Source organism: Microbacterium sp. LCT-H2 (assembly GCF_001866135.1).
Lineage (GTDB): Bacteria > Actinomycetota > Actinomycetes > Actinomycetales > Microbacteriaceae > Microbacterium.
The window spans coordinates 631,089-655,608 of record NZ_MODW01000002.1 but is presented as its reverse complement, the minus strand read 5'-3'; the positions used below and the strand labels follow the sequence as shown (position 1 = coordinate 655,608).

Below are 24,520 nucleotides of genomic sequence, written 5' to 3'. Positions count from 1 at the left end.
GGGAACCTGGCGCGCTGCATGCATTCTCGGTTAGTGTTCACTAACCCGTTGATTCAGGTTAGCGAGGATTAACTGAGATGACAAGCCCCGCCACCGCCCGCGACCGCGCCAAGGCGGAACGCTCCGACGCGCTTCTGCATGCCGCGGCACGACTCTTCGCCGCGCGCGGGTACAGCGGCGTGAGCCTGGAGGACATCGGTGCCGCCGTCGGCGTGTCCGGGCCCGCGGTGTACCGCCACTTCGCCGGGAAGCAGGCCCTTCTCGGTGCGGTCCTCGTCAAGGTCAGTCAGGACCTCGTCGCGGGCGGACGACGCGTATCCGCGGAGACGACGGCAGCCGACGAGCGGATGCGCGGACTCATCCGCTTCCACGTCGAGTTCGCGCTCGGCAACGCCGAGGTGATCCAGGTGCAGGACCGGGACCTCGCCTTCCTCGACGCCGACGACCGCGCCGAGGTCCGTCGCCTGCAGCGCGCCTACATCGAGCTCTGGATGGATGCGCTCGCCGCCCTCGATCGTCCGGAACCCCTGGACCGCGACGAGCTGCGGCTGCGCGTGCAGGCGTGCTTCGGTCTCATCAACTCGACCCCGCACAGCACACGAGCCGCGACGAGACGACACACGGCCACCGCGACCGTGCTGGTCGCGATGGCCGAGGCCGCGCTGCGCGCCGCTAGCTGAGCAGCATCGCCCGCCCCGGATCCTCGAGGATGTCGGCCACGTCCTTGAGGAACGTCGCACCCTCGGCCCCGTCCACGAGGCGGTGGTCGAAGGACAGGCTCAGCGTCATGAGCTGACGCAGCGCGATCTCCCCGCGGTACTCCCACGGCTGCCGACGCACGGCGCCGACCGCGAGGATGCCGGACTGCCCCGGCGGGAGGATCGGTGTTCCGGCATCCACCCCGAACACCCCGATGTTCGACAGCGAGAACGTACCTCCGGCCAGTTCGGCCGGCGAGGTCTTCCCCGCACGCGCGGTCTCTGCGAGCGCACGGATCGCTGCGGACAGCTCCACCAGGTTCATCCGCTCCGCGTCCCGGATCATCGGCACGATGAGACCACGCTCGGTCGCGGCGGCGATGCCGAGGTCGACGAAGCCGTACTCGACGATCTCCCCGGACTCTTCATCCCACCGCGCGTTCAGGCCCGGAGCACGGCGCAGGGCGAGGCAGACCGCCTTCGCGACGACGGCGAGCGGGCCGATCCGATGCGCCGCGAGCGCTCGGTCGTCGCGGAGGCGTGCCAGCATCTCCATGGTCGCGGTCACATCGACCGTGTGGAAGACGGTGACGTGCGGCGCGGTGAACGCGCTCTGCACCATCGCCGCCGCCGTGTGCTTGCGGACCCCGCGGATCGGGATGCGCGTCTCCCGCGGCCTCCCCTCCGCGGGCGGAAGGGTTCCGGATGCCGCGGTGGTCACGCGCTCGGGCGCCCGGGCGGGCCGCGACGGATCCGCTCCGATGCGCTCCGCGTACGCATCCACGTCTGCCCTCGTGATCACGCGGTCACCGATCTCCGCGGCGACGAGGACGAGGTCGACGCCCCGTCGTTTCGCGTAGGCGCGCACCGGAGGGGTGGACCGTGGTCGCTCCAGAATGGGCTCGACCGCGACCGACGGCGTCGCGTCGTGCGGGGCCGCCTCGAGAACGGCGGTGTCGGCCGCCGAGGCCACCTGGGCGGCACTCCGGCGCCGCGCCCGGCGCGCGGGGCGTCCACTCGATGTCGGGGCGGCTCCGTAGCCCACGAGGTTCGGCTGCGCCTTCTCCGGGGAAGCCTCCTGCTCGCCACCGGACGGCGTCGGGGGCGGATCCTCCCCCTCGATGTCGAAGGCGATCAGCGGTGCTCCCACGGCGACGGTCTCTCCCGCGTCCGCGTGCAGGGTCGACACCGTGCCTTCATAGGGCGACGGCAGCTCGACGACCGCCTTGGCGGTCTCGACCTCGGCGAGGGTCTGGTTCAGCGTGACGCTGTCGCCGGGCGCGACGAGCCAGTGCACGACCTCGGCCTCGGTGAGACCTTCACCGAGGTCCGGAAGGCGGAATTCGGCGATCATGCGTCTGCTCCCGTCAGGCTGTGCGGGCGATCCATCACGCGGTCGACTGCATCGAGGATCCGGTCGAGGTCGGGCAGATGGTACTTCTCGAGCTTCGCCGGCGGGTAGGGCACGTCGTGGCCGGTGACCCGCAGCGGGGCGGACTCCAGGTACTCGAAGCAGCGTTCGGTCACGCTCGCGATGACCTCCGCCGCGAGTCCGGCTTCCCGGGAGGCCTCGTGCGCCACGACCACACGGCCGGTCTTCCGCACCGAGGCGGCGACCGAGTCGTAGTCCACCGGCGAGAGGGAACGAAGGTCGATGACCTCCAGGGCGACGCCCTCGTCTTCCGCCGCCTCCGCCGCCTGCAGCGCGGTGCTCACCATGGCCCCGTAGGTGAGGACCGTGACGTCCGTCCCGGAGCGCACGACCCGCGCGAGTCCCATCGGCGGCGCGTCCGCGAGCGGAGCTTCGAGATCGACCTCGCCCTTGTGGTGATAGAGCCGCTTGGGCTCGAAGAACACGACGGGGTCGTCCGAGGCGATCGCCTGCCGGAGGCTCCGATAGGCGTCTTCCGGGTTCGAGACGGCGACGACCCGCAGGCCGGCGGTGTGCGCGAAGTATGCCTCCGGAGACTCGGAGTGATGCTCCGCGGCACCGATGCCACCGGCCCACGGGATCCGTATGGTGATCGGCATCTTCACGCGCCCCTGGGTGCGGTAGTGGAGCTTCGCGACCTGGGAGACGATCTGGTCGAAGGCCGGGTAGACGAACCCGTCGAACTGGATCTCGACGACCGGGCGGTAGCCGCGGAAGGCGAGGCCGACGGCCGTGCCGACGATCCCGGACTCCGCGAGGGGGGTGTCGATGACCCTGGCCGCCCCGAACTCGTCGAGGAGGCCGTCCGTGATCCGGAAGACGCCGCCGAGCTTGCCGATGTCCTCTCCCAGGAGCACGACCTTCTCGTCGTCGCGCATCGCCTGGCGGAGACCGGCGCCGAGCGCCTTGCCGAGAGTGAGTTCGGTCATGGTCACGCCTCGCCCTCGAACGACGCGAGATAGGCGGCGTACTCGTCGCGCTGCCGCTCCAGCCCCGTGTGCGGCTCGGCGTAGACGCCGTCGAAGACCGCCAGGGGCGGACGGGTGACCATGCCGAGGCAGGTCGCCCGCATCTCCTTGGCGACGGCGTCCGCTGCCGCCTGCGTCTCGGCGACGTGCTCTGCGGTGAGGCCGCCGGTGGCGCGGAGGTAGGCCTCGAGGCGTGCGATGGGGTCGCGGCGCCGCCAGGACTCCAGCTCGGCCTCGTCCCGGTACCGGGTGGGGTCGTCCGCGGTGGTGTGCGGACCCATCCGGTACGTCACCGCCTCGATGTACGCCGGCCCCTTTCCGGAGCGCGCGTGCTCCAGCGCCCAGCGCATCGCGGCCAGGCAGGCGAGCACGTCGTTGCCGTCCACGCGCAGGCTCGGGATCCCGAATCCGGGGGCACGCCCCGCGATCGGATACTGCGACTGCACCGTGACCGGCTCGGAGATGGCCCAGTGGTTGTTCTGACAGACGAACACGACCGGCGCCTGGTACGACGCGGCGAAGATCATCGCCTCGTTCACGTCCCCCTGACTGGTCGCCCCGTCCCCGAAGTAGGTCACGGCGACCTCCGGCGCGTTCTCGTGCCGGATGCCGAGGGCGTAGCCGACCGCGTGCAGGGTCTGGGCGCCGATGATGATCTGCAGCGGAGCGACCCGTAGGGCTGCAGGATCGTACGCTGCCCCCTCCTCGCCGCGCCACATGCGCACGTAGTCGCCCGGCTCGGCGCCCCGGGCGTAGATCACGCCGGTCTCGCGGTAGCTCGGGAAGACGTAGTCCTGGGGATCGAGGGCCCGGGCGGTGCCGATCTGCGTGGCCTCCTGGCCCTGGCAGGGTGCCCAGAGCCCGAGCTGCCCCTGGCGCTGCAGCGCGACGCCCTCGGCGTCGATGCGGCGGAGGATGACCATGTCGCGATGGAGGGCGCGCAGCTGCGCGGCGTCGACATCGGCGACGAACGGGTCGAGGCGGGCGTTCGAGACACGCGTCCCGTCCGGATCGAGGATCCGCTCCGAGAGCTCCAGATCCTGGGCGGTGTCTGCGATGGGGGTGGTCTGCGGCGACATCATCGTCCTCCTCGTCCCTGGCTGCCCTCGTGGGGCGACGCACAATGGAGCCGGCGTCATCACCGGCATGGTCTGAGGGTACGTCCGGTCAGCACCTCGCTCAAGCAACTCAATACTGATTGAGCATGTTGCTCATTTTTCTCCACTGCCGTGCTGCTAGGGTTTGGCACTATGCCTGGACTGGACCGGATCGACCTCGAGCTTCTCGCCGCCCTCGCCGACGACCCGCGCGTGACGATCGTCGCTCTCGCCGAGCGCATGGGCCTGTCGCGCAACACCATCCAGGCGCGGATGGCCCGGCTGGAGCAGAGCGGCGTCTTCCTCTCCTACGAGCGCGCCTTCTCCCCCGACGTCCTGGGGTTCCCGCTGCAGGCGTTCGTCAGCATCGGCGTCCGGCAGACCGAACTCCCCCGCATCATCAACGAGCTGGCGCGCATTCCGGAGGTCGTCCAGGCGCACGGCCTGAGCGGCTCCATCGATCTGCTGGCGCGTGTCGCGTGCCGCGACGCCCGTCATCTGTTCGACACGGACGCCCGGATCCTCTCGATCGAAGGTGTGGAGCGGACCGAGACTTCGCTCGCCATGGGTGAGGTGATCCCGTTCCGGGTGGCCGGGCTCATCGGCCTCGCGCGACGGGAATCCTGAGGAACCGACGGATCGCCCCGGCCGCTTCGGCCGGGGTCTCGTAGTGGATCAGGTGACCCACCTGGGCGATCTCGACAAGAGACGCGTCGGGGAAGAGCGTCACCAGCTTCCGCTCCGCCTCGATCGGGGTGATGTCGTCGCGCTGGGCGGCGATGAGGAGTGTGGGCACGTCGATTGCCGGGGCGAACTCCCTGACGTCGTGCGAGACGCTCGCGACGAAGGCGTCGTGCAGTACGTCACGATCGGAGAACCGCGAGAAGTAGGTGTCGTGCTGGTCGTGGATGAACCGGCGCAGCTCCGGGTCCCGCGTCTTTGCCATGGTCATGCTCATCACGCGGACGATCACCCGATTCCGCAGGAGCGCAGTCCCGATCCGCGGCGGGAGCTGGGCGCCGAGTGCGTAGTACAGCACGGCGAGCCGGGTCATGATCCCCTTCGGACCCTCGAGCGCCGGCGCGCCGATGGGGTTCACGAGGATCAGCCGCGGCGTCTCCAGTCCCCCGGCGACGGCGGCCGCGCTCACGATGGAGCCGAAGGAATGGCCGAGGATGACGGCACCCGGCGCCGTGGCTGCGGCGAAGTCGGTCAACCACCCCGCGTACTCCTGCAGGTCGTGACGACGACCGGGCAGCGGCGCGGACTCCCCGAATCCGGGCAGATCGGGCGCGAGCACGCGGAGCTCCGGAAGGAAGGCGATGACCGACTCGAGTCCGTGGTGCTCACCCCGGAAGCCGTGAACCGCGATGACGGTCGTCTCAGCGTCGTCCGGACCGTAGACCCAGTACGCCGTCGTTCCGCCGCGCACCTCCACCTCCTGGCGCTGCACCGGAATCCGGCTCAATCGCTCCGCATAGGGGGAAGGCACACTCATGGTCCGAGTCTACGAGGCCTCGGCGTTCCCGCCTGGTCGGTGGATACCCCCGGGGCGTCCCCACCGTCTTGTCAGTGGCGTGGGTTAGTGTCCAAGAAGCCCCGGACCCCCGAACGAGGCGCAGCAAGGAGTATGTCGGTGCAGTTCACATCCACGGACATCGAGCAGGTGGAGTCCACCTGGCAGCAGTTCGTGCCCTCGGCGACCCTCCAGGACGTGGACCCCCGCCGGTTCCGCTTCGACTGGCGCTCGGTGGAGGCGTCGTCCATGTCGCTCGTCCGCTATCAACTCGCGGCCCAGGTGCACTCCCGTGCCGAGCCGGAGGATCAGCTGCTGGTGTGTCGCGTCGATGCCGCCGACGCCCGGATCTGGTCGGGCCGGCAAGGACTCGACGCCGGTCAGCCGTGGCTCACGGACGGCGTCCGGGTCGAGGCGAAGTGGAACCAGGTCGCCCGCGTCCGTGCTCTCGTGTTCGATCGCGCGGCGGCCCGCGACTCGATCAGGCAGATCACTGGCGACGACCGCCTCGAGCTCCGTGCCACCGGGCTCGCTCCGCACACGCGGGAGGACGGGGCACGGTGGGAGCGGATGTTCTCCTACATCGACGGCTCGTTCGGACCGGACGGCGCCGACCCCCTCATCGCCGCCGAGCTCGAGCGCCACGCCCTGCTGCTGACCATGTCGGCGTTCCCCACCACGTTCAGCGAGTCGCTGCACCGTCCGGCCCAACGCTCCGCGGCGCCGGCCTCGGTGCGCCGTGCTCTCGCCTTCATCGAGGACAATGCGCACCTGCCCATCACGGTGGACGATATCGCGGCGGCGGCCTTCATCTCCACCCGAGGCCTGCAATACGCGTTCCGCCGCGCGCTCGACATGACACCGAACGAGGCCCTGCGGCGTGCCCGACTCGACGGCGCACACCGCGATCTGCGACACGGCAAGGGCGCGTCGGTGTCCGCGGTCGCGCGCCGGTGGGGTTTCAGCAACGTCTCCCGCTTCGCCGTGGCGTATCGCGAGGCGTACGGGAATCCGCCCGTGTTGACCGCCCTGTGACGACCGACTGACACCGCGCGCATACTCTGTTCGCACCGGACGGCGCGTCGTCCTGATGCGCACGATGTCGTGCGCAAATTGGCTAGAGTCCAAGTATCCCCGGGAGCGGTCTGCCGTCTTCCCCCCACGTTCCCAAGGAGCGCCATGAACATTCCCGCAGCCCCCGCCGCGAAGGTCGGCTGACGATGGGCAGCCTGTACTACGGCGACACCCAGACGCCGATCCAGATCGAAGACCGCGCGCTCGCGCACCTCAAGGTCGTCATCGCCACGAAGCTGCGGCGGAACGAGAGCTTCACGCTCTCCTGGCGCCATCCGGAGGGCGACGCTCCCGGCCGTTCCACCCTGTGGCTGCACCCGTCGATCCCGCTCCGGTTCGTCTTCGACGAGGCCGAGACGCCCGAGCTGAGCCGTCGCTGGATCGAGGAGCTCGCGCATTCCGCGAACTCGAGCGGGGGTATCACCCTCGTCGAGGAACATCTCGAAGGCGCGGACGTCGTCTGACGAGAAGGGCCGCGGGTTCTCCCGCGGCCCTTCTCCTTTCCGTCTGCGTCCGTTCAGAGCCCTTCGTCGGAGCTCGAGCTGACGGACCGCCGGGTCGTGGGCTCCCCGGTCGCCGGGTCGACGTACGTCCGCGACACCGTCTCCGTGCGGCGCCGACGGGCGAGCAGCACGATGCCGATGAGGAAGATGATCACGCCGGCCCCCATGAGGATGTAGCCGACCATGTCCAGGTCGACCCACGGCACGTCGACGTTGATCGCGAACACGAGGATCGCTCCGATGACGAAGAGCGCGATTCCGCTGCCGATGCTCATAGTCTCTCCCGTTCCCGCGGCGCGGTGCCGCTCTCGGGGAGCATGCCAGTTCCCCGCGGGCTCGAGGAGGGGCTTGACACGGCCGCACTCAGAGCTTTCGACGCAGGCTCACGCAGCGCCGGACTTCGGCTGACGAGCCCAGCGATCCGGACCGAAGACCTCGTACTCGATGCGCTCCGGCGCGATGCCTCGTGCCACGAGGGCACCTCGAATCGCCTGCATGAACGGCAGCGGCCCGCACAGGAACACCCGCGCCGTCTGCGGGAGTTCGACGTCGGCCAGGTCCATCCGGCCGGAGCGCACCGCCGAGCCCTCCGCTTCGCTCGCCGAGTACCAGGTCAGCGCGCGCACGTCGTTCAATCGCTGCGCACGGTCGCGCACGTCGGCGACGAGAGCGTGGGTCTCCGGCTCCCGGTCCACGTGGAACAGGTGCACCGGCCGATCGGGACGCCGCTGCGCGAGATCGTCCACGATCGCTGCGACCGGCGTGATGCCGATTCCGGCCGAGATCAGGACCAGCGCGTCATCAGAATCGTCGAGGAGCAGATCCCCGGCGGGCTGGGAGACGTCGAGCACCGTCCCCACGTGGGCGTTCTCATGTAGCCAGGTGGAGACCTGACCGTCCGGTGCGCCGTCCGAGCCACGCACGCGCTTCACTGTGACGCGCAGCGCCGCACTGCCGCTCGCGGAAGAGATCGTGTACTGGCGGGGCTGGCGGGTGCCGTCCGGGAGGTCGACGGCCACGGCCACATACTGCCCGGTGCGATGGGGCAGTATGTGACCGTCGACCGGCTCCAGCACGAGGGAGATCGCGTCGCGGGCCTCCTCCACGCGTTCCACGACGCGGTGCGGCCGCCACGGGTGGTCCGTATCCGTGCCCGCCTCCGCGTAGAGGCGGGCCTCCTCCGCGATGAGCGAGCATCCGAAGAGCCAGTACACCTCATCCCAGGCTGCGCGCACAGCCGGGGTGACCGCCTCGCCGAGGACCTCGTCGACAGCAGCCAGGAGGTAGCGGCCCACTATCGTGTACTGCCGGGCCGACACCCCCAGCGAGACGTGGCGGTGGGCGATACGTCGCATCACCGGGGAGAAGTCCGGCGCGTCCGGATCGATGAGGTGGACGGCGAACGCCACGACGGACGCCGCCAGCGCCTTCGGCTGATCCCCCTGAGCCTGATGCGCGCGATTGAAGACGTTCAGCAGTTCCGGATGCGCCTCGAACATCCGCCGATAGAACAAGGTCGTGATCTCGTCGGCGTGGGTGGCGACGACGTCGGCGGTGGCGCGGACGATCGCTTCGGAATCCGTGGAGAGCTGCATGGCTGCCTTTCGGTCGGTGTCTGTTCAGCCTCTCGACGACGAGCGCGCCACGTCGCCGCGGATACCGTGGAAAACAGGACTCCGACCCGCGCTCACCTCGCGTAGCCGTAGGACTCGACCCGCGGGAACGCGAGCCCATCGCCTTCGCCGGTCCACACGCCGGTGAAGCGCAGCTCGACATCGTCTCCGGCGTCGAGCGGCCCGTTCCACGTGACGGTGTTCTCCGCCGCGGAAGGGCGGCCCGAGGTCGCTTCCAGCGTCGACGCCGCCCAGGTCGAGTCGTCGAGGAGTCCGTCCAGGCGGAACGCGAGCGCGCTCTTCGTGGAGTCCACCTCGCCGTTGTTGAGGAACTGCATGGTGTACGTCACGGTGTCCCCCACCTGGGGATCGGTCGGACTCATGTTGAACGTGTACTGGAAGAAGAGACAGGCGGGCCCGACGCGCTGCGCGAGCACGCCCGTGCTCAACGGCTTCGACACGGCCGGGTCCGCAGGGGTCGCCTCCGCGTGGGCGGCGGGAGCGAGCGCCGCTCCACCGAGCGAGAGAGCGGCCGCGACGCCGAAGGCGGCAGAGGCACGGGCAATGAGCGTCTTGTTCATGAGAGATGCCTTTCTCCGACGCGCTGCGGCGTCGGCGTGGTCATCGAGGGAGACTCCTCGATGACCATGAGACGCCGAATGGCACGATCGATCACGCGACGACGAAGAAATCGTCGCGTGATCGATCTGCCTGGCCTCTCCTAGCTCTCAATCACCGGCGCGCGAACCTGCCATCCGATGGCGAACGCCGAGCGCTGTCAGTCCCACAAGCAGCAGCAGCGCTCCCAGGGCGAGCGGGCCGGCGGGTCCCTCGGATCCAGTGAGGGCGAGAGCGCCACCCGGAGGGGAGGGAGGAGTGACGGCGGTCCCATTGGTGAGGACCACCGCGACCGTCGCGTCTTCGGCGACCGTGAGCGTCGCGCCGCCGTCGCGGACGTCGACTCCTTCGCCGCTGAAGCGCGGGCTCTTCCACGTGACGTCCTCCACGGCGCTTGGCGCCTTCTCGCGGAGCGTGACGACTGTTCCCGCCGGCAGATCCGCGAGTCCCTCGCTCTTCCCGGCGCGGAGCGTGAGTTCACCGGTGACGGTCTGCTCCGCGAGCTCGTACGAGTACTCCACGGTGAACGTCTGGTCCGCAGGAACCAGGGACGTCCCCGGACCCGTGACCTTCTTGGTCACCGTGAAGCCCCCGACCGGCGGCGGCGTGACCGTCGTCGGGTTGGTGAGCGTCACCGCGACCGTCGTGCCCCGTGCGATCGTGACGGTGGCACCGCCATCGGTGATCGCCACGCCCGCGCCGGAGAAGACCGGCGCCTGCCAGCTCACGCCGTCGACGTCCTCCGGTGTGATCTCCGACAAGGTGACGACCGTTCCCGCCGGCAGATCCTTCAGACCATCGGTCTCCCCAGACCGCAAGGCGAGCTCGCCCTCCACCGTCTGTCCTGCGCGCTGATACGAGTAGGCCACCCGGAACTCGCGACCGTCGGGGACCAGAGCCGCGCCGGAACCCTTGACCTCCTTGGTCACGGTGAACCCGCCGACCGGGAGCACCCCTTCGCCATCTCCCCCGCCCTGGGAGTAGATGACCGGTGTGCTCTCGGTGACCCACCGGGAGCCGGCCACGGTGTTGTGGAACGCATCACCGGGACGGACGTCGGCGGGCAGAGCCGTCTTGTAACGGAGCACGTAGATCGCGTCGGCGACGATCGGCGCGTCCACCGTCACCGTGAACGACTCGGAGCTGACCTCCGTGACGGTGAAATCGCTGCCCGACTGCAGCGCCGTGGACACGGTGTACTTGCCTCCCGCCCAGTCCTTCGCGAGTACGTACGCCACGGTGACGGACGCGGGATCGAGCACGAGGCCAGCCGTGAACGTGTCGGTGAGCGTCGGAGTCTCCCCGGCCAACGCGGAGGACGGGATGTTCACACCCCACGCGATGTTCCGACCGTTGAGCGTCACGTCGCCCCACTTGGTCGGGGTCGTCGGCGCCGGGAACTCCGGGACCGGCCCGATCCCGCCGGGAACGTCGACCGGAACGACGGTCCCGCCGCCCGTCGTGAACGGGATCTCCGTCAGCGTGGTCTCCTCGTCTGCCCTGGCACGGAAGTGCAGGGTGCCGCTGACGTCGGTGTGGCTGTCGACGTAGTCCGTGAGCGTGCACACGAGCTCACCGGTCGACACCTCGCAGGTTCCGACGGTCTGGCCGTCCGGCGCCGTCAGGGCGAAGGAATCCCGCACCCCGGTCAGGCTCGGGCTCGTCGGAAACGCGAGGCGGAACGTGTCCCCCGCGGTCGCCGTGTCCGGCACCGCCCAGGTCGCTTCGAACGCGATCCGGTCCCAGACCTTGATCTGGTCAGTGGGTTCGGTGATGGTCAACGAGGTGATCCCCGCCACCTCCGCAGCGCGGGCCGTAGCCGGCGTCGCGATGACGGCCGCAAGGGCCGCCAGACAGATCGCGAGCAGAGCACCCACGACCGTCGTCAGGCGCGTTCCCCGCGCGCCCGATCTGATTGCATGCTGAATGACTGGCACTTTCGACTCCCCAGATGATCGATGAACTCGCGCGGATGGCTTCTTCCGCGCGAGTGATGTCCCCAGGAAGGGATGCAGAACGGCGCATTCTGTTACGCGGTTCGGCCGAACGAGTTCTTCGCGGCACACGCAATATGCCGTGATCCTGCGGAAAACGGCGTCATGAAACGGTCACCTCGTCATCTCTCCTGTGACGGATCGCTTCCCCTTCCGACGCGTCCGTCCGTCTGTAGAGGCATTCGCCGTCTACCTGGTGCCGGGGGCATCGTTGTCTCTCCCCGCTCCCGGCACCTCCTTTCGCAGCGCGTCGATGCTCCACCGGTAGCGCTTCAGCCCGGCGAGCAGGATCGCGGCGGACGTGAAGACGAAGACCGGGTATCGGAACGGTGCAAGCGGTCCGAGGAAGAGGAGCATCGTCACGCCGAACGTCACCGTGAGCAGCGCGGCGACTCCCGCCGCGATCCGGGTCCACAGCCCGACGGCCAGCAACAGAGCGAGGGCGGTCTCCAGAGCCGTCGCCGACACGGCCGCCGTGTCCACCACCACGTCGACGGGGATCGGGATGAGCTGGGCCGTGTACGCACGGAAGATCGTCCACGATCCCCACGACACACCATCTGCCCCCGGGCCGCCGAGGAGCCCGAACCGATCGGCGACGGCGAGGGCGAAACTCGCCGCGACCGCGAGACGCACCGCGAGCTGCCCCACGTCCTCGATCCGACGACGCGTCTCCGCGTTCGGCCCACTCGTGGTCGTCATGGCTCTTGCTCCGATCCGGAGGCTGACGGGCGTCGAGACCTCCAGAGGAGAGACAGGAGAGCGCCGCGACGATTACGACAGACGCGACGGGTAGTAGGGCGGGTCGGACTTGAACCGACGATCGTTGGGTTATGAGCCCACTGCCTTAACCAGCTTGGCCACCGCCCCGTACCGCCCCAGCCTAGCGGGGCGAGGGCTCACGCCTCGCTCGCCTGCGTGTGCGTGGCCGCATGCTCCAGGTAGATCGCGGCATTCGCCAGTAGTGAGGCGCGTTCGTCGTCCGAGAGCGACCTGCGCACCTTCGCAGGAACGCCTGCCACCAGGGACCCCGGCGGCACCTCGGTCCCACCGAGCACGACCGCACCGCCGGCGATCAGGCAGCCTTCTCCGATCACGGCGCCGCTGAGGACGACGGCCCCCATCCCGATGAGAGAGCCGTCACCGATCGTGCAGCCGTGCACGACAGCGTTGTGCCCGATCGACACCCGTGACCCGACGAGGACGGGATGCCCGGCGTCGACGTGGATCGACACGTTGTCCTGCACGTTGCTGCCAGCACCGATGACGATCGGCGAGGAGTCTCCGCGAAGCACCGCGTTGTACCAGACGCTGGCGCCGGCTCCGAGCGACACCGCGCCGACGATGCGGGCGCCATCCGCGACGAAGGCTGTGTCGTCGAGCTCGGGGGTGCGATCCGGGAGGGCGAGGACGGAGGCTCCGGCAGCGATGCTCATGAGGCGAGACTACCCTCACTCCCCCGGAATCACGCGGAAGTGAGTGGAGCCTCAGCTTCCTTGCGGAATGCCTGAGCCTGAGTAACGTTGTACTCGTCAGACAGAGAACTTCATTCGGAGGAGCAAGAAGATGAGCAAGGCCCAGACCGTTTCCACCACCGCCATCGACCCGACTGTGGCCGCCGGTGCGGCGCAGTTCCTCTCCCCCGTCGTCCTCGGCCTCCAGGCGCTGACCGTCAACGGCAAGCAGGCGCACTGGCACGTCCGCGGCGCCAACTTCGTCGGCGTGCACGAGCTGCTCGACACGATCGTCGCCCACGCGGGTGACTTCGCCGACACCGCGGCCGAGCGCATCGTCGCTCTGGGCCTGCCGATCGACGCGCGCGTGAACGCCGTCGCCGAGAAGGCCGGCGCCACCGGCGTTCCCGCCGGTTTCGCGCAGTCGGACGAGCTGATCCGTGCCGTGATCGCCGACATCGACGCGATCCTCGTCGATGTGAAGGCGGCCGTGGAAGGCCTCGACGACGTCGACCTCACGAGCCAGGACGTGGCGATCGAAATCCAGCGCGGGCTGGAGAAGGACCGCTGGTTCCTCGTGTCGCACATCGCGGCCTGACACCACGTTCACGACGAAGGGCGGCTCCGGTCCGGGGCCGCCCTTCGTCGTGTGCGCGCCGCCTCAGGCGACGTGCGTGAGGCGACCGCCGAGCAGCGTCGTGGCGACCGGCATCGTCCGGAGCCCCGGCGCGTCAGCAGTGCGAGGATCACTCCCGAGGATCACGATGTCCGCGCTCTGACCGGGACGGAGCGACGTGCGGACACTCGCGTCGAGGGCCTGATCCAGCGTCAGCCGCTCCTCGGGATGCCAGGCGGCCCGGTCGTCGTCGGTGCGCCAGACCGCCGCGGAGATCGCGTGCCAGGGGTCGAGCGGGGCGACCGGCGCATCGGAGCCGAAGCGCACCTCCGCCCCCGCCGACAGCAGCGAGGCGAGGGGGTAGCCGATCGCGGTCTGCTCCGCCCAGTGGTGCTCGACGAGGTCGCGGTCGTCCACCGCATGCTGGGGCTGGACGCTCGCGCGTACCCCGAGCCGGGCGAATCGGGCGAGGTCGGCGTGCCGCACCAGTTGCGCATGCTCCATCGACCCCGTGGAACCGGAAGCGCCGAACGCGTCGAGGGCCGCCGTCACGGCGCGATCGCCGATCGCGTGCACGGCGACCTCGATCCCCGCACCCGCCGCCGTGATCAGCAGCGCCGTGAGCTCCTCCGGAGGCACCGTCAGCACCCCGTAGTTCGCGGGGTCGCCAGGGTAGGAGTGTGAGCACGCCGCGGTACGGGTGCCGAGCGAGCCGTCGCTGATGACCTTGAGCGACCCGACCCGCACGAGGGATCCGACCAGCCCGGTCGGATCCGATACCGCGAGGTGCTCCCCCGTGCGGAGGCCCGCGGCGATGGCCCGATCGAGATCCACCGGATAGAACGCGAACTCGACACGGTGCGCGGCGAAGCCCGCGAGGATCCGTCGCGGCCAGGCATCGGCGTTCCACGCCATGTCGAAGTCGACCAGACCGGTCACGCCCCGTGCCGCGGCAGCCGCCCCCGCGCGGATGACCGCCTCATCGCTGTGGGCAGGATCGACGGCATTGAGCCGCCGGGAGATCTCGAACGCGTCCTCCTCGCGGAGCAGACCGTCGTCTCCGCGGAAGCCTTCGCGCGCCAGGGCCGCCGAGTTCAGCCAGACGCTGTGCACGTCCGCATTGATCAGGTAGGTGGGCACGACGCCGGTCTCGGCATCGAGCGCGGCCACGGATGGCCGATCCGGCCACAGCGCGTCCCGGAACCCCGTGCCGATCCGTCGGCCGTCCGGCAGCACGGGCGCGTCGCGCATCAACCTCGCGGCCCCGACGGCCGAGTCCGCCGCGCCGAGCGGCACGCGCTCCGCGGCGAGGGCCCACTGCACAGTGTGCACATGGTTGTCCCAGAGCCCGGGCACCGCCCAGGCACCGTCGGCCTCGATGACCTCGCCCCGCGCCGGCAGGGCCCCGGTCGGCGCGATGTCGACGATGCGTCCGTCGGCGAGGTGGAGGTCGACCGGCTCATCATCCAGCAGGAACTCGCGCCCCGGACCGACGGGGCGGACGGCACGGACCGTTCCGACCTCGACTCCCAGGGCGCTCACGCCCTTCCGCCCGTCCGTGCGTCCTGTGCACGACGCATCTCCGCGGCGAGGGCGGCGTTCGCATACGGCCCTTCGGCGCGCAGCGCCGCGATCACCGCCTCGATGGTCTCCGCGGGCTTGTTCTGGCTCAGCCTCCGCTTGGCGACGACCTTCGTCGGGGTGAGGCGGAAGCCGACCGTTCCGGATTCGAGTCTCTCGATGAAGGCCGCGTCGTTCGGACGCTCCCACATCAGGCGCGGGTCGGGCAGCCGCGACTCGAACCGCGCGACCAGGGCATCGAGCACACGGAGGTTCTCCGCGGTGCTGAGGATCTCGGGAACGCCCGACAGGTGCACCGCGGTGTAGTTCCAGGTCGGGACCGCGGGAACGTCGCCGTACCAGCCCGGGGAGACGTACCCGTGCGGCCCCTGGAAGGCGAGCAGGATCTCCCGCTCCCCCAGGCCGTGGATGGCGTCGTCCGGGCGGCCCACGTGCCCCACGACCGTCAGATCATCGCGGTCGTCGTCGAGGAGGACGGCATAGTGCGAGGCGACCAGACCGTCCTCAGGCGCACTCACCACCGTCGCCCACGGGTTGGCGTCGATGACGCGGCGGATCTCGGCCACATCGGCGAGCGTGAAGCTCGGATTCTGTCGCATGGATCCCAGCCTAGAGCGGCGGGAGCCCCGGGGATCCCGCCCTCAGGCCTGACAGCGCGGGCACCAGTACAGCTTGCGGGCGCCGATCTCCTCCAGCGCGATCTCTGTCCTGCAGACCCGGCACGGCAGGCCGGCCCGGTGGTAGACCCAGTGACGATCGTCGCGGCTCGCCATCGCTGCGCGGTACTGCTCGGGAGACAGCCCGTCCATGGTCATCATCTGACCCGTCTCCACGCCGATGGCCAGCAATCGCACCCAGTCATGCCAGAGCGCCCTGACGACATCCTCCGGGACGTCGCGGCCGGGCGTGTGCGGGTTCAGCCGCTGCCGGTAGAGCATCTCGGCGCGGTACACGTTGCCGATGCCGCTGACGACCGCCTGGTCCATCAGCAACAGCGCGATCGGGGTCGGCTTTTTCCGCACGGCGCGGACGAACCGCTCTTCGTTCTCCGCCGGATCGCCGACGAGCGGATCGGGACCGAGCTTGGCCACCGTCGCCAGCATCTCCTCGGGAGTCTGCAACACGCAGGCGGTGGGACCGCGCAGGTCGGCAACCGTGATGTCGGTCATGAGGCGCAGCCGCACCTGACCCACCACGGGCGGCGGCCATTCGTCGACCTCGTCGGTCAGCCCCTTGGTCTGCTCGGACATCCGCACGTGGACCCTGGCGCGCCGCGGCGCCCCGATCGAGGCGAGGGAGTTCTCCCCCGCGTCGTCGAGGATCGCCTCGTCGAGAGCGGTGCCGCGCTGATTGGTCTGGCCCATCCGGCCGTTGGCCGACGCGATGGTGGGGTCGACGAGGATCTCCCCCGCGAAGTCCCAGGCACCGTAGAGTCCGAGGTGCACGCGCAGCCAGAGGTCGCCCTCCGCTTCGAGGAACATCTGCTTGCCCACGGCCTGCACGCTCACGGCCTGGCGTCCGTCGAGCACGGCAGCGCCCTCGGCGAATCGTCCCTGCGGGCTGGAGGCGCTCATCGTCTTGCCGACGAAGTTGCGATCGAACTGCCGCGCGATGCGGTGGACGGAATGTCCCTCGGGCATGTCAGGCCCGGGGGTCCGGGAGGAGCGAGCCGTCGCGCTCGAAATCGGCGATCTGTCCGATGCGCCGGACGTGCCGCTCGTCGCCGGAGAACGGCGTGGCGATGAACCGGTCGATGAATGCCGTCACCTCGTCGTAGGTGTGCTGACGCGCGCCGATGGAGATGACGTTCGCATCGTTGTGCTCCCGCGCGAGCTCAGCCGTCGAGAGGTTCCAGACGAGAGCCGCGCGGACCCCGGCGACCTTGTTCGCCGCGATCTGCTCGCCGTTGCCCGAGCCGCCGAAGACGACGCCGAGCGCCGGCACCCCGGTCGCCTGATCGACGACGACGGCCTGCGCCGCCCGGATGCAGAAGGCCGGGTAGTCGTCGAGCGCGTCGTACTCCACCGGACCGTGGTCGATCACCTCGTGCCCTGCGGTGCGGAGGTGCTCCTGCAGCCGCGTCGAGAACTCGAGTCCGGCGTGATCGGTGGCGATGTGGATGCGCATGGTCTCCATCCTAGGATCCGCTCTGTCCGCGATTCAGGGGGCGATGCCGGCTGCCGCGGGCTTGAACCCCGCGCGCACGTTCTCGCAGCACCCGGGACGGCAGACGTCGAACGCGCCGGGCAGATCGGTGACGTGCGGACGTTCCGCGTTCGGGCGACCCTGCAGGCGCTCCTCGATGAGGTCGACGATGCCCTCCACGAAAGCCTCGCGGACACCGGGCGTCGGCGTGCGGACGAAGGCGAGGCCCGCCTCCTCCGCGGCCTCGGCGGCCTCGGTGTCGAGATCCCAGAGGACCTCCATATGGTCGCTCATGAAGCCGACGGGGACCACGATGACCGCCTTGCGACCGCGCGCCGGGAGCTCCGCGATCACGTCGCAGACGTCGGGCTCCAGCCAGGGCTGCGACGCGGGGCCCGAACGGGACTGGTAGACGAGCTCCCAGGGCACGCCGGCGGCTCCCGGGACGGCCGCCCGCACCTGCTCCATCGTCCACTCCGACACGGCGAGGTGCTGCGCGGCGTAGGCCCCGCCCTCGCCCCAGTCGATGTCGCGGGCGCCGGAGCGCTCGGCGTCGGCGGTCGGGATGCTGTGCGTGGAGAAGAGGACCTGGATCTCGGTCGGCGCGAAACCCTGGTCGAGGTAACCCTGCACCGACTCCCGCACGCCCGCCTCGAAGGCCTCGACGAAGCCGGGGTGGTCGTAGAAGGGGCGGATCTTGTCGATGGTCACCGTCTCGCCGAGGCCGGTGTCGGTCAGTACGCGGGCGAAGTCCTCGCGGTACTGGCGGCAGCTCGAGAACGAGCTGTACGCGCTCGTGGCGAACGCGAGGAGGGTGGTGTGACCGTTGGCGGATGCCTCGGGCAGCACGTCCTCGAGGTACGGACCCCAGTTGCGGTTGCCCCAGTACACCGGGAGGTCGATCCCCCGGGCCGCGAGCGCCTTCTCCAGCGCCTCCTTGAGCACGCGGTTCTGGCCGTTGATCGGGCTCACGCCGCCGAAGTGACGGTAGTGGTGCGCGACCTCCTCCAGCCGCTCGTCCGGGATGCCGCGACCGCGCGTCACGTTCCGGAGGAAGGGGATCACGTCCTCCTGGCCCTCCGGGCCGCCGAAGCTCGCCAAGAGGATGGCGTCGTAGGCGACGGGCGTGGTCACATAGGGGTCGCCGCCGGCAGCGGCGGGCGAGGCAAAGGGAACGACATTCGGCTCGATCGCGGTCACCCCTCCATCTTCCCACCTCCGCGGACGACGAGCGTCCGCACGACCGTGACTATCCCCGGTTCGTGAGGATCGACGGCGCGCGCGTCGCTCTGGCGTAGGCTGTCATGGTTGCCGTCGGCGCCAACTGCGCCGACCCCCGGTTACATCCCCTCACCCCTGGGAGTACAGCTTTGCCTGGAGAGAACCTCACCCGAATCGAAGCGCAGGCGCGCCGCGACGTCGTCGACACGCACTCCTATGAGGTCGCCCTCGATCTGACCAAGGGCGCCGAGGTCTTCGGCTCCCGGAGCGTCGTGCGCTTCTCCGCGTCCCCCGACAGCTTCACCTTCATCGACCTCATCGCCCGCGACGTGCGCGAGATCTCGCTCAACGGAGAGCAGCTCGACCCCCGCGAGGTCTTCGCCGACTCCCGGATCGCACTCGCCGGGCTGCAGGAGGAGAACGTCCTCGTCGTCGACGCCGACTGCCTCTACACCAACACCGGCGAGGGCCTGCACCGCTTCGTCGACCCGGTGGACGGCGAGGTGTACCTCTACTCGCAGTTCGAGGTGCCCGACTCCCGTCGTGTGTTCGCCGTCTTCGAGCAGCCCGACCTCAAGGCCACCTTCCAGTTCACGGTGACCGCCCCCGCGGAGTGGAAGGTCGTCTCCAACTCCCCCACCCCGGAGCCCATCGTCCACGACGATGGGGTCTCGGCCACCTGGGGCTTCGAGCCCACGCCCCGGATCTCCTCCTACATCACGGCTCTCGTCGCCGGACCGTACGAGGCCACCTTCTCGGAGCTCACCAGCGCCTCGGGCCGCGTGATCCCGCTCGGCGTCTACGGACGCAAGAGCCTCTGGCAGCACCTGGACGCCGACTACATCTTCGACAAGACCCGTGAGGGCTTCGCCTACTTCGAGTCCAAGTTCGGCGTGCCGTACCCGTTCGCCAAGTACGACCAGCTCTTCGTCCCCGAGTTCAACGCCGGCGCGATGGAGAACGCGGGAGCGGTGACGTTCACCGAGACGTACGTCTTCCGCAGCAAGGTGACCGACGCCGTCAAGGAGCGTCGCGTCGTGACGATCCTGCACGAGCTCGCCCACATGTGGTTCGGCGATCTCGTCACCATGAAGTGGTGGAACGACCTCTGGCTCAACGAGTCGTTCGCGGAGTGGGCGTCCACCATCGCGACGGCCGAGGCGACCGAGTGGACCGAGGCCTGGACCACCTTCAACGCGATGGAGAAGACCTGGGCCTACCGCCAGGACCAGCTCCCCTCCACGCACCCGATCGTCGCCGAGATCAACGACCTCGAAGACGTGCAGGTCAACTTCGACGGCATCACCTACGCCAAGGGCGGCTCGGTCCTCAAACAGCTCGCCGCGTGGGTCGGCATCGAGGCGTTCTTCGCCGGTGTCTCGCAGTACTTCCAGAAACACTCCTGGGGCAACACCGAGCTCAGCGACCTCCTGACGGAGCTGGAGGCCACGAGCGGCCGCGATCTCGGCACGTGGTCGAAGAAGTGGCTGGAGACGGCCGGTGTGAACACCCTCGAGCCCGTCGTGGCCGAGGACGACAACGGCAGGATCTCGCGCTTCGCCATCACCCAGACGGCTCCGGCCGACTACCCGACCATCCGTCCGCACCGTCTCGGCATCGGCTTCTACTCGCTGCAGGACGGCGCGCTCACGCGCACCCATCACATCGAGGTCGACGTGGACGGCGACCGCACCGAGGTCCCCGAGCTCCAGGGCCTCGACCGTCCCGACCTCATCCTCCTCAACGACGACGACCTCGCGTACGCGAAGATCCGTCTCGACGAGAAGTCGCTCGCGACCGCGATCGCCCACCTCGCCGACATCCACGATCCCCTCGCCCGCTCGCTCGTCTGGGGAGCAGCCTGGGACCAGACCCGCGACGCGGAGACGGCGGCGTCCGACTACATCGACCTCGTTCTCGGCAACATCGGCCGGGAGACCGAGTCCACCACGGTCCGCACCACCCTCGCGCAGCTGCGCACGGCCGCGACCCTGTACGTCGCCCCGGCGGAGCGCGGAGCGGCACGGCTGAAGGTGGCGGATGGCCTCTGGGCACTCGCCGAGTCGGCGGAGGCCGGCAGCGACAGCCAGCTCCAGTTCGTCACCGCCTTCGCGAACAACCTGGTGACGCCGGAGCACGCCGGAATCGTCGGGCGTCTGCGCTCGGGCGAAGAGACGCTCCCCGGACTCGACGTGGACGCCGATCTGAGCTGGCAGCTCCTCGTCGGCCTCGCGACGATCGGCGCGACCGACGCCGGTGCCATCGACGCCGCGCTCGCCGCCGACAACACCGCCAAGGGTGCGGAGTTCGCCGCGCAGGCGCGGGCCGCTCTTCCGGACGCTGCCGCGAAGCAGGAGGCCTGGGACGCGCTGATCGCGCGCGACGACGCCCCGAACACGATCGTCCGCTCGGCTGCCCTCGGCTTCGTCCATCCGGCGGGTGCGGAGGTGCTCGGCGCCTTCGTGCCGCAGTACTTCGACATGCTCCTGCCGGTGTGGGAGTCGCGGACCTACCAGATCGCGCAGTACCTGATCGTCGGGCTCTTCCCCACCGCTCTCGCCGACGTCGCGCTGCGCGACGCGACGCGGGGCTGGCTCTCCGAGCACCAGGACGCGCCGCCCGCCCTGCGCCGTCTCGTGCTGGAGAACCTCGCGGACGTGGAGCGTGCCCTCGCCGCGCAGTCCCGCGACGCCGAGGACTGACCCTCCACCACCGACACGGGCCTCTGCCGCCGCTCTTCCAGCCGGCGCAGAGGCCCTCTCGGTACCATCGAGACGATGCTGATATCCGCTGAGACGACCCCCACGCCGACGCCCGCCGAACTCCCCCCGTGGGTGGTGGACATGCTCGCGCTGCTGACCAAGGTCGGCGGCAAGCTCCTCCAGATCGCCCTGATCATCGGCGCCTGCGTCCTCATCGCGCTCGTGCTGCGCCGGGTGATCAGGCGGGTCGTGCACCGCATCGTCGACACCGCCAAGAACAGGGCCGCCGTCGACGACACGCAGGCGCTGGAACGCTCCCCGTTGGCCGACATGCGACTGGTCCAGCGCACACGCACACTCGGCACCATCCTGCAGAACATCGTCAACGTGATGCTCGTGATCATCGCGATCATCCTCATCGTCAACGCGATCGACAATGCTCTCCTCGGATCGCTCACCCTTCTCACGGCGGCGGTCGGTGCCGGCCTCGGTTTCGGTGCCCAGAACATCGTCAAAGACGTGCTGAACGGCATCTTCCTCGTCGCCGAGGACCAGATCGGCATCGGCGACGTCGTCGACCTCGGGCTGGCGAGCGGCGTCGTCGAGTACGTCAGTGTGCGCGTGACCCAGGTGCGGGACGTGAACGGGACCCTCTGGTACGTGCGCAACGGCGAAGTGACCCGGATCGGGAACATGTCGCAGGGCTGGGCACGTGCCATCGTCGACATCGGTGTGGCGCCGGATTCCGACCTCGAACAGGTCGAGCACATCCTGCTGGAGACGGCGCAGGGCCTGGCGAAAGACCCGAAGTGGCGCACCCGCATCGTGGAGAAGCCGGAACTGTGGGGCCTGGAGTCGGTGGACGGGGACGCCCTCGTGGTGCGCGCCGTCATCAAGACCAGGGCGAACGCGCGCGACGACGTGGCGCAGGAGCTCCGACGCCGTCTCCGGGCCGCTCTGCTGGAGAAGGAGATCGACGTGCCGCGTCTCGCGGACGTCGTGCCCACCGGACTGGAGGGTGCGCGCCGCGTCCGGGGCGCCAACCCGCCGAAGACGCGCCCCAACGCCGTCACCGGGGTGCCCGTCATCCCGGATCGCGGCATCTGGCGGCGCAAGAAGAACACCGGCGGCGACGGGAGTGCAGACAAGTGACGTTCTACGACGAGGTCGGCGGGCGCGAGACGTTCGCGAGGATCGTCTCGGTGTTCTATCGCGAGGTGGCCCTCGACCCCGTGCTCAAGCCGATGTACCCGGAGGAGGACCTCGGTCCGGCCGAGGAGCGCCTGCTCCTGTTCCTCGAGCAGTACTGGGGCGGCCCGAGCACCTACGGCGAGACCCGCGGTCATCCCCGCCTGCGGATGCGTCACATGCCCTTCCGGGTCGACCCCGACGCCCGGGATCGTTGGCTTCGTCATATGCGCACCGCCGTGGACGAGGCGCAGTTGTCCCCGTTGCACGAAACCACTCTCTGGGACTACCTGGAGCGCGCCGCCTATGCCATGGTGAACACATTCGAGCCGTCCGGCATCGGCACGGCACCCCAGGGGCGCACGACCCTGGAGACCCGCTCACGTCAGGAATCAACGGAGACCCCATGACGACCACACCCCCGACCGCAGACGTCCTGGTGATCGGTTGGGGGTTGGCGGGTCTCGTCGCCGCCGCGGAGGCCCTCGAGGCCGGGCGTCGGGTCGTCATCGTGGACCAGGAACCGCGGACGAACCTGGGCGGGCAGGCGTGGTGGTCCTTCGGCGGGCTGTTCCTCGTGGATTCTCCGGAACAGCGCCGCCTCGGCATCACCGACTCGCTCGAGCTCGCGACCCAGGACTGGTTCGGCACCGCCGGATTCGACCGCCCCGAGGACGAGTGGCCACGGCGCTGGGCCGAGGCCTACCTGGAGTTCGCGGCCGGCGAGAAGCGCTCGTGGCTCCGCGCCCGCGGTGTCGGCTTCTTCCCGGTGGTCGGCTGGGCCGAGCGCGGCGGCTACGGCGCCCTCGGTCCGGGGAACTCGGTCCCTCGCTTCCACATCACGTGGGGCACCGGGCCGGGGATCGTCGCGCCGTTCGCGGCCGCCGTCGAGCAGGGAGAGCGCGAGGGACGGCTCACCGTCCTCGCCCGACACCGCGTCGAGGAACTCATCCTCACCGATGGACGCGTGACCGGTGCGCGCGGGAGCGTGCTGGCGTCGGACGGCTCCGCCCGGGGCGTCCCCTCGTCCCGAGACGTGATCGGCGCGTTCGAGATCGACGCGACGGCGACGATCGTGGCCTCCGGGGGCATCGGCGGAAACCATGACCTCGTCCGCGCGGCCTGGCCCTCGCGCCTCGGCACTCCCCCGGCGCACATGCTCTCCGGCGTGCCGGCCTATGTCGACGGCTCGATGCAGAGCGTGAGCGCCGCCGCCGGAGCCCGCCTCATCAACGGCGACCGGATGTGGCACTACGTGGAAGGCATCACGAACTGGGACCCGGTGTGGCCGCAGCACGGCATCCGCATCCTGCCCGGGCCCTCGTCACTGTGGCTCGACGCGACCGGACACCGGCTCCCGGTGCCGCTCTTCCCCGGCTTCGATACCCTCGGCACGCTCGAGCACCTGCGGCGGACGGGCCACGACCACTCCTGGTTCGTGACCTCGCGGCAGATCGTGGAGAAGGAGTTCGCACTGTCCGGCAGCGAGCAGAACCCGGACCTCACGGGGAAGGACGTGGCCCTGCTCCTCAAATCCCGCCTCGCGAAAGGGCCGACGGGGCCCGTGCAGTCGTTCCTCGACGAGGGCGAGGACTTCATCGTCGAGAACGACCTGGAGTCGCTGCTGGAGCAGATGGCGGCCCACCCCGAGGGCGAGCTCCTGGACATCGACGCCGTACGCCGCGAGGTGGTCGCCCGCGACCGGGAGATGGTCAACGAGTTCAGCAAGGACCCGCAGATCGGCATGCTGCGCTCGATGCGGGCCTACCGCGGCGACAAGCTCATCCGCACCGCGGCCCCGCATCGGCTCCAGGACCCCTCCGCCGGGCCGCTGATCGCCGTCAAGCTGCACGTGCTCACCAGGAAGTCCCTCGGGGGGATCAACACGGATCTCGACGGTCGCGCCCTGGATGGAAGCGGCGCGCCGATTCCCGGTCTCTTCGCCGCGGGCGAGGCCAGCGGCTTCGGCGGCGGAGGCGCGCACGGCTACCGAGCCCTGGAGGGCACGTTCCTCGGCGGGTGCCTGTTCTCCGGCCGTCAGGCCGGACGCGCAGCGGCTGCCCTCGGCTGATCCCGAGCTGCCCGCCGGTCCCGTGCCCG

General features: G+C 69.8%; 24 protein-coding genes, 1 tRNA gene and 1 pseudogene. 9 read left to right on the top strand and 17 right to left on the bottom strand.

All coding sequences use genetic code 11. The annotated features are described in order from the left end of the window. Positions 1–77: 77 nt before the first annotated feature. Positions 78–680 carry a TetR/AcrR family transcriptional regulator gene (locus BK819_RS07565; RefSeq protein WP_071328580.1) on the top strand — a complete coding sequence of 201 codons (603 nt, stop codon included), beginning with the start codon at positions 78–80 and terminating at the stop codon, positions 678–680. On the opposite strand, the gene BK819_RS07560 is transcribed toward BK819_RS07565, so the two are convergent. The 3 genes from BK819_RS07560 to pdhA are packed head-to-tail and all read right to left on the bottom strand — an operon-like array spanning position 673 to position 4,177. Then, a complete protein-coding gene (locus tag BK819_RS07560; RefSeq protein WP_071328579.1) occupies positions 673–2,052 on the bottom strand; it encodes a dihydrolipoamide acetyltransferase family protein in 1,380 nt (459 codons plus the stop codon). The two genes, BK819_RS07565 and BK819_RS07560, sit on opposite strands and share 8 nt — an antisense overlap. Then, a complete protein-coding gene (locus tag BK819_RS07555; protein WP_071328578.1) occupies positions 2,049–3,059 on the bottom strand; it encodes an alpha-ketoacid dehydrogenase subunit beta in 1,011 nt (336 codons plus the stop codon). Before BK819_RS07555 ends, BK819_RS07560 begins: the two co-directional genes overlap by 4 nt. 2 nt (positions 3,060–3,061) lie before the next feature. Further along, positions 3,062–4,177 (bottom strand): pyruvate dehydrogenase (acetyl-transferring) E1 component subunit alpha, encoded by a 1,116-nt coding sequence (gene pdhA / locus BK819_RS07550; protein WP_071328763.1) that lies wholly within the window; start codon positions 4,175–4,177, stop codon positions 3,062–3,064. Between the two features lie 171 nt (positions 4,178–4,348). On the opposite strand from pdhA, the gene BK819_RS07545 reads away from it, so the two are divergent. Continuing rightward, positions 4,349–4,822: an Lrp/AsnC family transcriptional regulator gene (locus tag BK819_RS07545; RefSeq protein ID WP_071328577.1), complete on the top strand. Its 474-nt coding sequence runs from the start codon at positions 4,349–4,351 to the stop codon at positions 4,820–4,822. Here BK819_RS07545 and BK819_RS07540 read toward each other — a convergent pair. Beyond that, positions 4,794–5,693, bottom strand: coding sequence for an alpha/beta fold hydrolase (locus BK819_RS07540; RefSeq protein WP_071328576.1), 900 nt, complete (start codon positions 5,691–5,693; stop codon positions 4,794–4,796). The two genes, BK819_RS07545 and BK819_RS07540, sit on opposite strands and share 29 nt — an antisense overlap. Before the next feature lie 138 nt (positions 5,694–5,831). Here BK819_RS07540 and BK819_RS07535 point away from each other — a divergent pair, with 138 nt between their 5' ends. Both BK819_RS07535 and BK819_RS07530 read left to right on the top strand, forming a co-directional pair. Continuing rightward, positions 5,832–6,746 carry a helix-turn-helix transcriptional regulator gene (locus tag BK819_RS07535; protein ID WP_071328762.1) on the top strand — a complete coding sequence of 305 codons (915 nt, stop codon included), beginning with the start codon at positions 5,832–5,834 and terminating at the stop codon, positions 6,744–6,746. 185 nt (positions 6,747–6,931) lie between these two features. Continuing rightward, on the top strand, positions 6,932–7,249 hold the full coding sequence (locus tag BK819_RS07530) for a hypothetical protein (RefSeq protein ID WP_060921991.1): 318 nt from the start codon (positions 6,932–6,934) through the stop codon (positions 7,247–7,249). Between the two features lie 53 nt (positions 7,250–7,302). Here BK819_RS07530 and BK819_RS07525 read toward each other — a convergent pair whose 3' ends face one another. The 8 genes and pseudogenes from BK819_RS07525 to BK819_RS07495 form a co-directional block, all read right to left on the bottom strand. After that, entirely contained in the window at positions 7,303–7,563 is a 261-nt protein-coding gene (locus tag BK819_RS07525; RefSeq protein ID WP_071328575.1) for a DUF6458 family protein, read from the bottom strand. A gap of 108 nt (positions 7,564–7,671) precedes the next feature. Then, positions 7,672–8,364 (bottom strand): FAD-binding oxidoreductase, encoded by a 693-nt coding sequence (locus BK819_RS17105; protein ID WP_371259837.1) that lies wholly within the window; start codon positions 8,362–8,364, stop codon positions 7,672–7,674. Between the two features lie 144 nt (positions 8,365–8,508). Further along, a pseudogene (locus BK819_RS17100) lies at positions 8,509–8,886 on the bottom strand (globin domain-containing protein); the annotation flags it as partial. Between the two features lie 89 nt (positions 8,887–8,975). After that, positions 8,976–9,482, bottom strand: coding sequence for a hypothetical protein (locus BK819_RS07515; RefSeq protein ID WP_071328573.1), 507 nt, complete (start codon positions 9,480–9,482; stop codon positions 8,976–8,978). 147 nt (positions 9,483–9,629) lie between these two features. Further along, positions 9,630–11,396, bottom strand: a complete 1,767-nt coding sequence (locus BK819_RS07510; RefSeq protein WP_071328572.1) for a DUF5979 domain-containing protein — start codon at positions 11,394–11,396, stop codon at positions 9,630–9,632. Positions 11,397–11,702: 306 nt separating this feature from the next. Further along, positions 11,703–12,215 carry a hypothetical protein gene (locus BK819_RS07505; RefSeq protein WP_071328571.1) on the bottom strand — a complete coding sequence of 171 codons (513 nt, stop codon included), beginning with the start codon at positions 12,213–12,215 and terminating at the stop codon, positions 11,703–11,705. A gap of 94 nt (positions 12,216–12,309) precedes the next feature. Further along, positions 12,310–12,383, bottom strand: a tRNA-Ile gene (locus tag BK819_RS07500). Positions 12,384–12,412: 29 nt separating this feature from the next. Next, positions 12,413–12,949, bottom strand: a complete 537-nt coding sequence (locus tag BK819_RS07495) for a gamma carbonic anhydrase family protein (protein WP_071328570.1) — start codon at positions 12,947–12,949, stop codon at positions 12,413–12,415. Positions 12,950–13,079: 130 nt separating this feature from the next. Here BK819_RS07495 and BK819_RS07490 point away from each other — a divergent pair, with 130 nt between their 5' ends. Continuing rightward, positions 13,080–13,565 carry a Dps family protein gene (locus BK819_RS07490; protein WP_071328569.1) on the top strand — a complete coding sequence of 162 codons (486 nt, stop codon included), beginning with the start codon at positions 13,080–13,082 and terminating at the stop codon, positions 13,563–13,565. Positions 13,566–13,628: 63 nt separating this feature from the next. Here BK819_RS07490 and BK819_RS07485 read toward each other — a convergent pair whose 3' ends face one another. Genes BK819_RS07485 through BK819_RS07465 form a run of 5 tightly spaced genes read right to left on the bottom strand, consistent with a single transcriptional unit; the run spans position 13,629 to position 18,509 of the window. After that, positions 13,629–15,125 carry an amidohydrolase gene (locus BK819_RS07485; protein WP_071328568.1) on the bottom strand — a complete coding sequence of 499 codons (1,497 nt, stop codon included), beginning with the start codon at positions 15,123–15,125 and terminating at the stop codon, positions 13,629–13,631. After that, positions 15,122–15,763 carry an FMN-binding negative transcriptional regulator gene (locus BK819_RS07480; protein WP_071328567.1) on the bottom strand — a complete coding sequence of 214 codons (642 nt, stop codon included), beginning with the start codon at positions 15,761–15,763 and terminating at the stop codon, positions 15,122–15,124. Before BK819_RS07480 ends, BK819_RS07485 begins: the two co-directional genes overlap by 4 nt. A 42-nt stretch (positions 15,764–15,805) precedes the next feature. Beyond that, positions 15,806–16,804 (bottom strand): Fpg/Nei family DNA glycosylase, encoded by a 999-nt coding sequence (locus BK819_RS07475; protein WP_071328566.1) that lies wholly within the window; start codon positions 16,802–16,804, stop codon positions 15,806–15,808. A gap of 1 nt (position 16,805) precedes the next feature. Continuing rightward, the gene (locus BK819_RS07470) at positions 16,806–17,291 is read right to left on the bottom strand and encodes a ribose-5-phosphate isomerase (protein WP_071328761.1); all 486 of its coding nucleotides are present in this window, start codon (positions 17,289–17,291) and stop codon (positions 16,806–16,808) included. Positions 17,292–17,324: 33 nt separating this feature from the next. Continuing rightward, on the bottom strand, positions 17,325–18,509 hold the full coding sequence (locus BK819_RS07465) for a ferrochelatase (RefSeq protein WP_071328565.1): 1,185 nt from the start codon (positions 18,507–18,509) through the stop codon (positions 17,325–17,327). 170 nt (positions 18,510–18,679) lie between these two features. On the opposite strand from BK819_RS07465, the gene pepN reads away from it, so the two are divergent. From pepN to BK819_RS07445, 4 genes are all read left to right on the top strand, one after another. Continuing rightward, entirely contained in the window at positions 18,680–21,232 is a 2,553-nt protein-coding gene (gene pepN, locus BK819_RS07460) for an aminopeptidase N (protein ID WP_071328564.1), read from the top strand. Positions 21,233–21,307: 75 nt separating this feature from the next. Next, positions 21,308–22,384, top strand: coding sequence for a mechanosensitive ion channel family protein (locus tag BK819_RS07455; RefSeq protein ID WP_071328563.1), 1,077 nt, complete (start codon positions 21,308–21,310; stop codon positions 22,382–22,384). Beyond that, positions 22,381–22,830, top strand: coding sequence for a globin (locus BK819_RS07450; protein ID WP_071328562.1), 450 nt, complete (start codon positions 22,381–22,383; stop codon positions 22,828–22,830). The genes BK819_RS07455 and BK819_RS07450 overlap by 4 nt, the downstream gene beginning before the upstream one ends. Next, positions 22,827–24,491 carry an FAD-binding dehydrogenase gene (locus BK819_RS07445; RefSeq protein WP_071328561.1) on the top strand — a complete coding sequence of 555 codons (1,665 nt, stop codon included), beginning with the start codon at positions 22,827–22,829 and terminating at the stop codon, positions 24,489–24,491. Before BK819_RS07450 ends, BK819_RS07445 begins: the two co-directional genes overlap by 4 nt. Positions 24,492–24,520 lie beyond the last annotated feature (29 nt).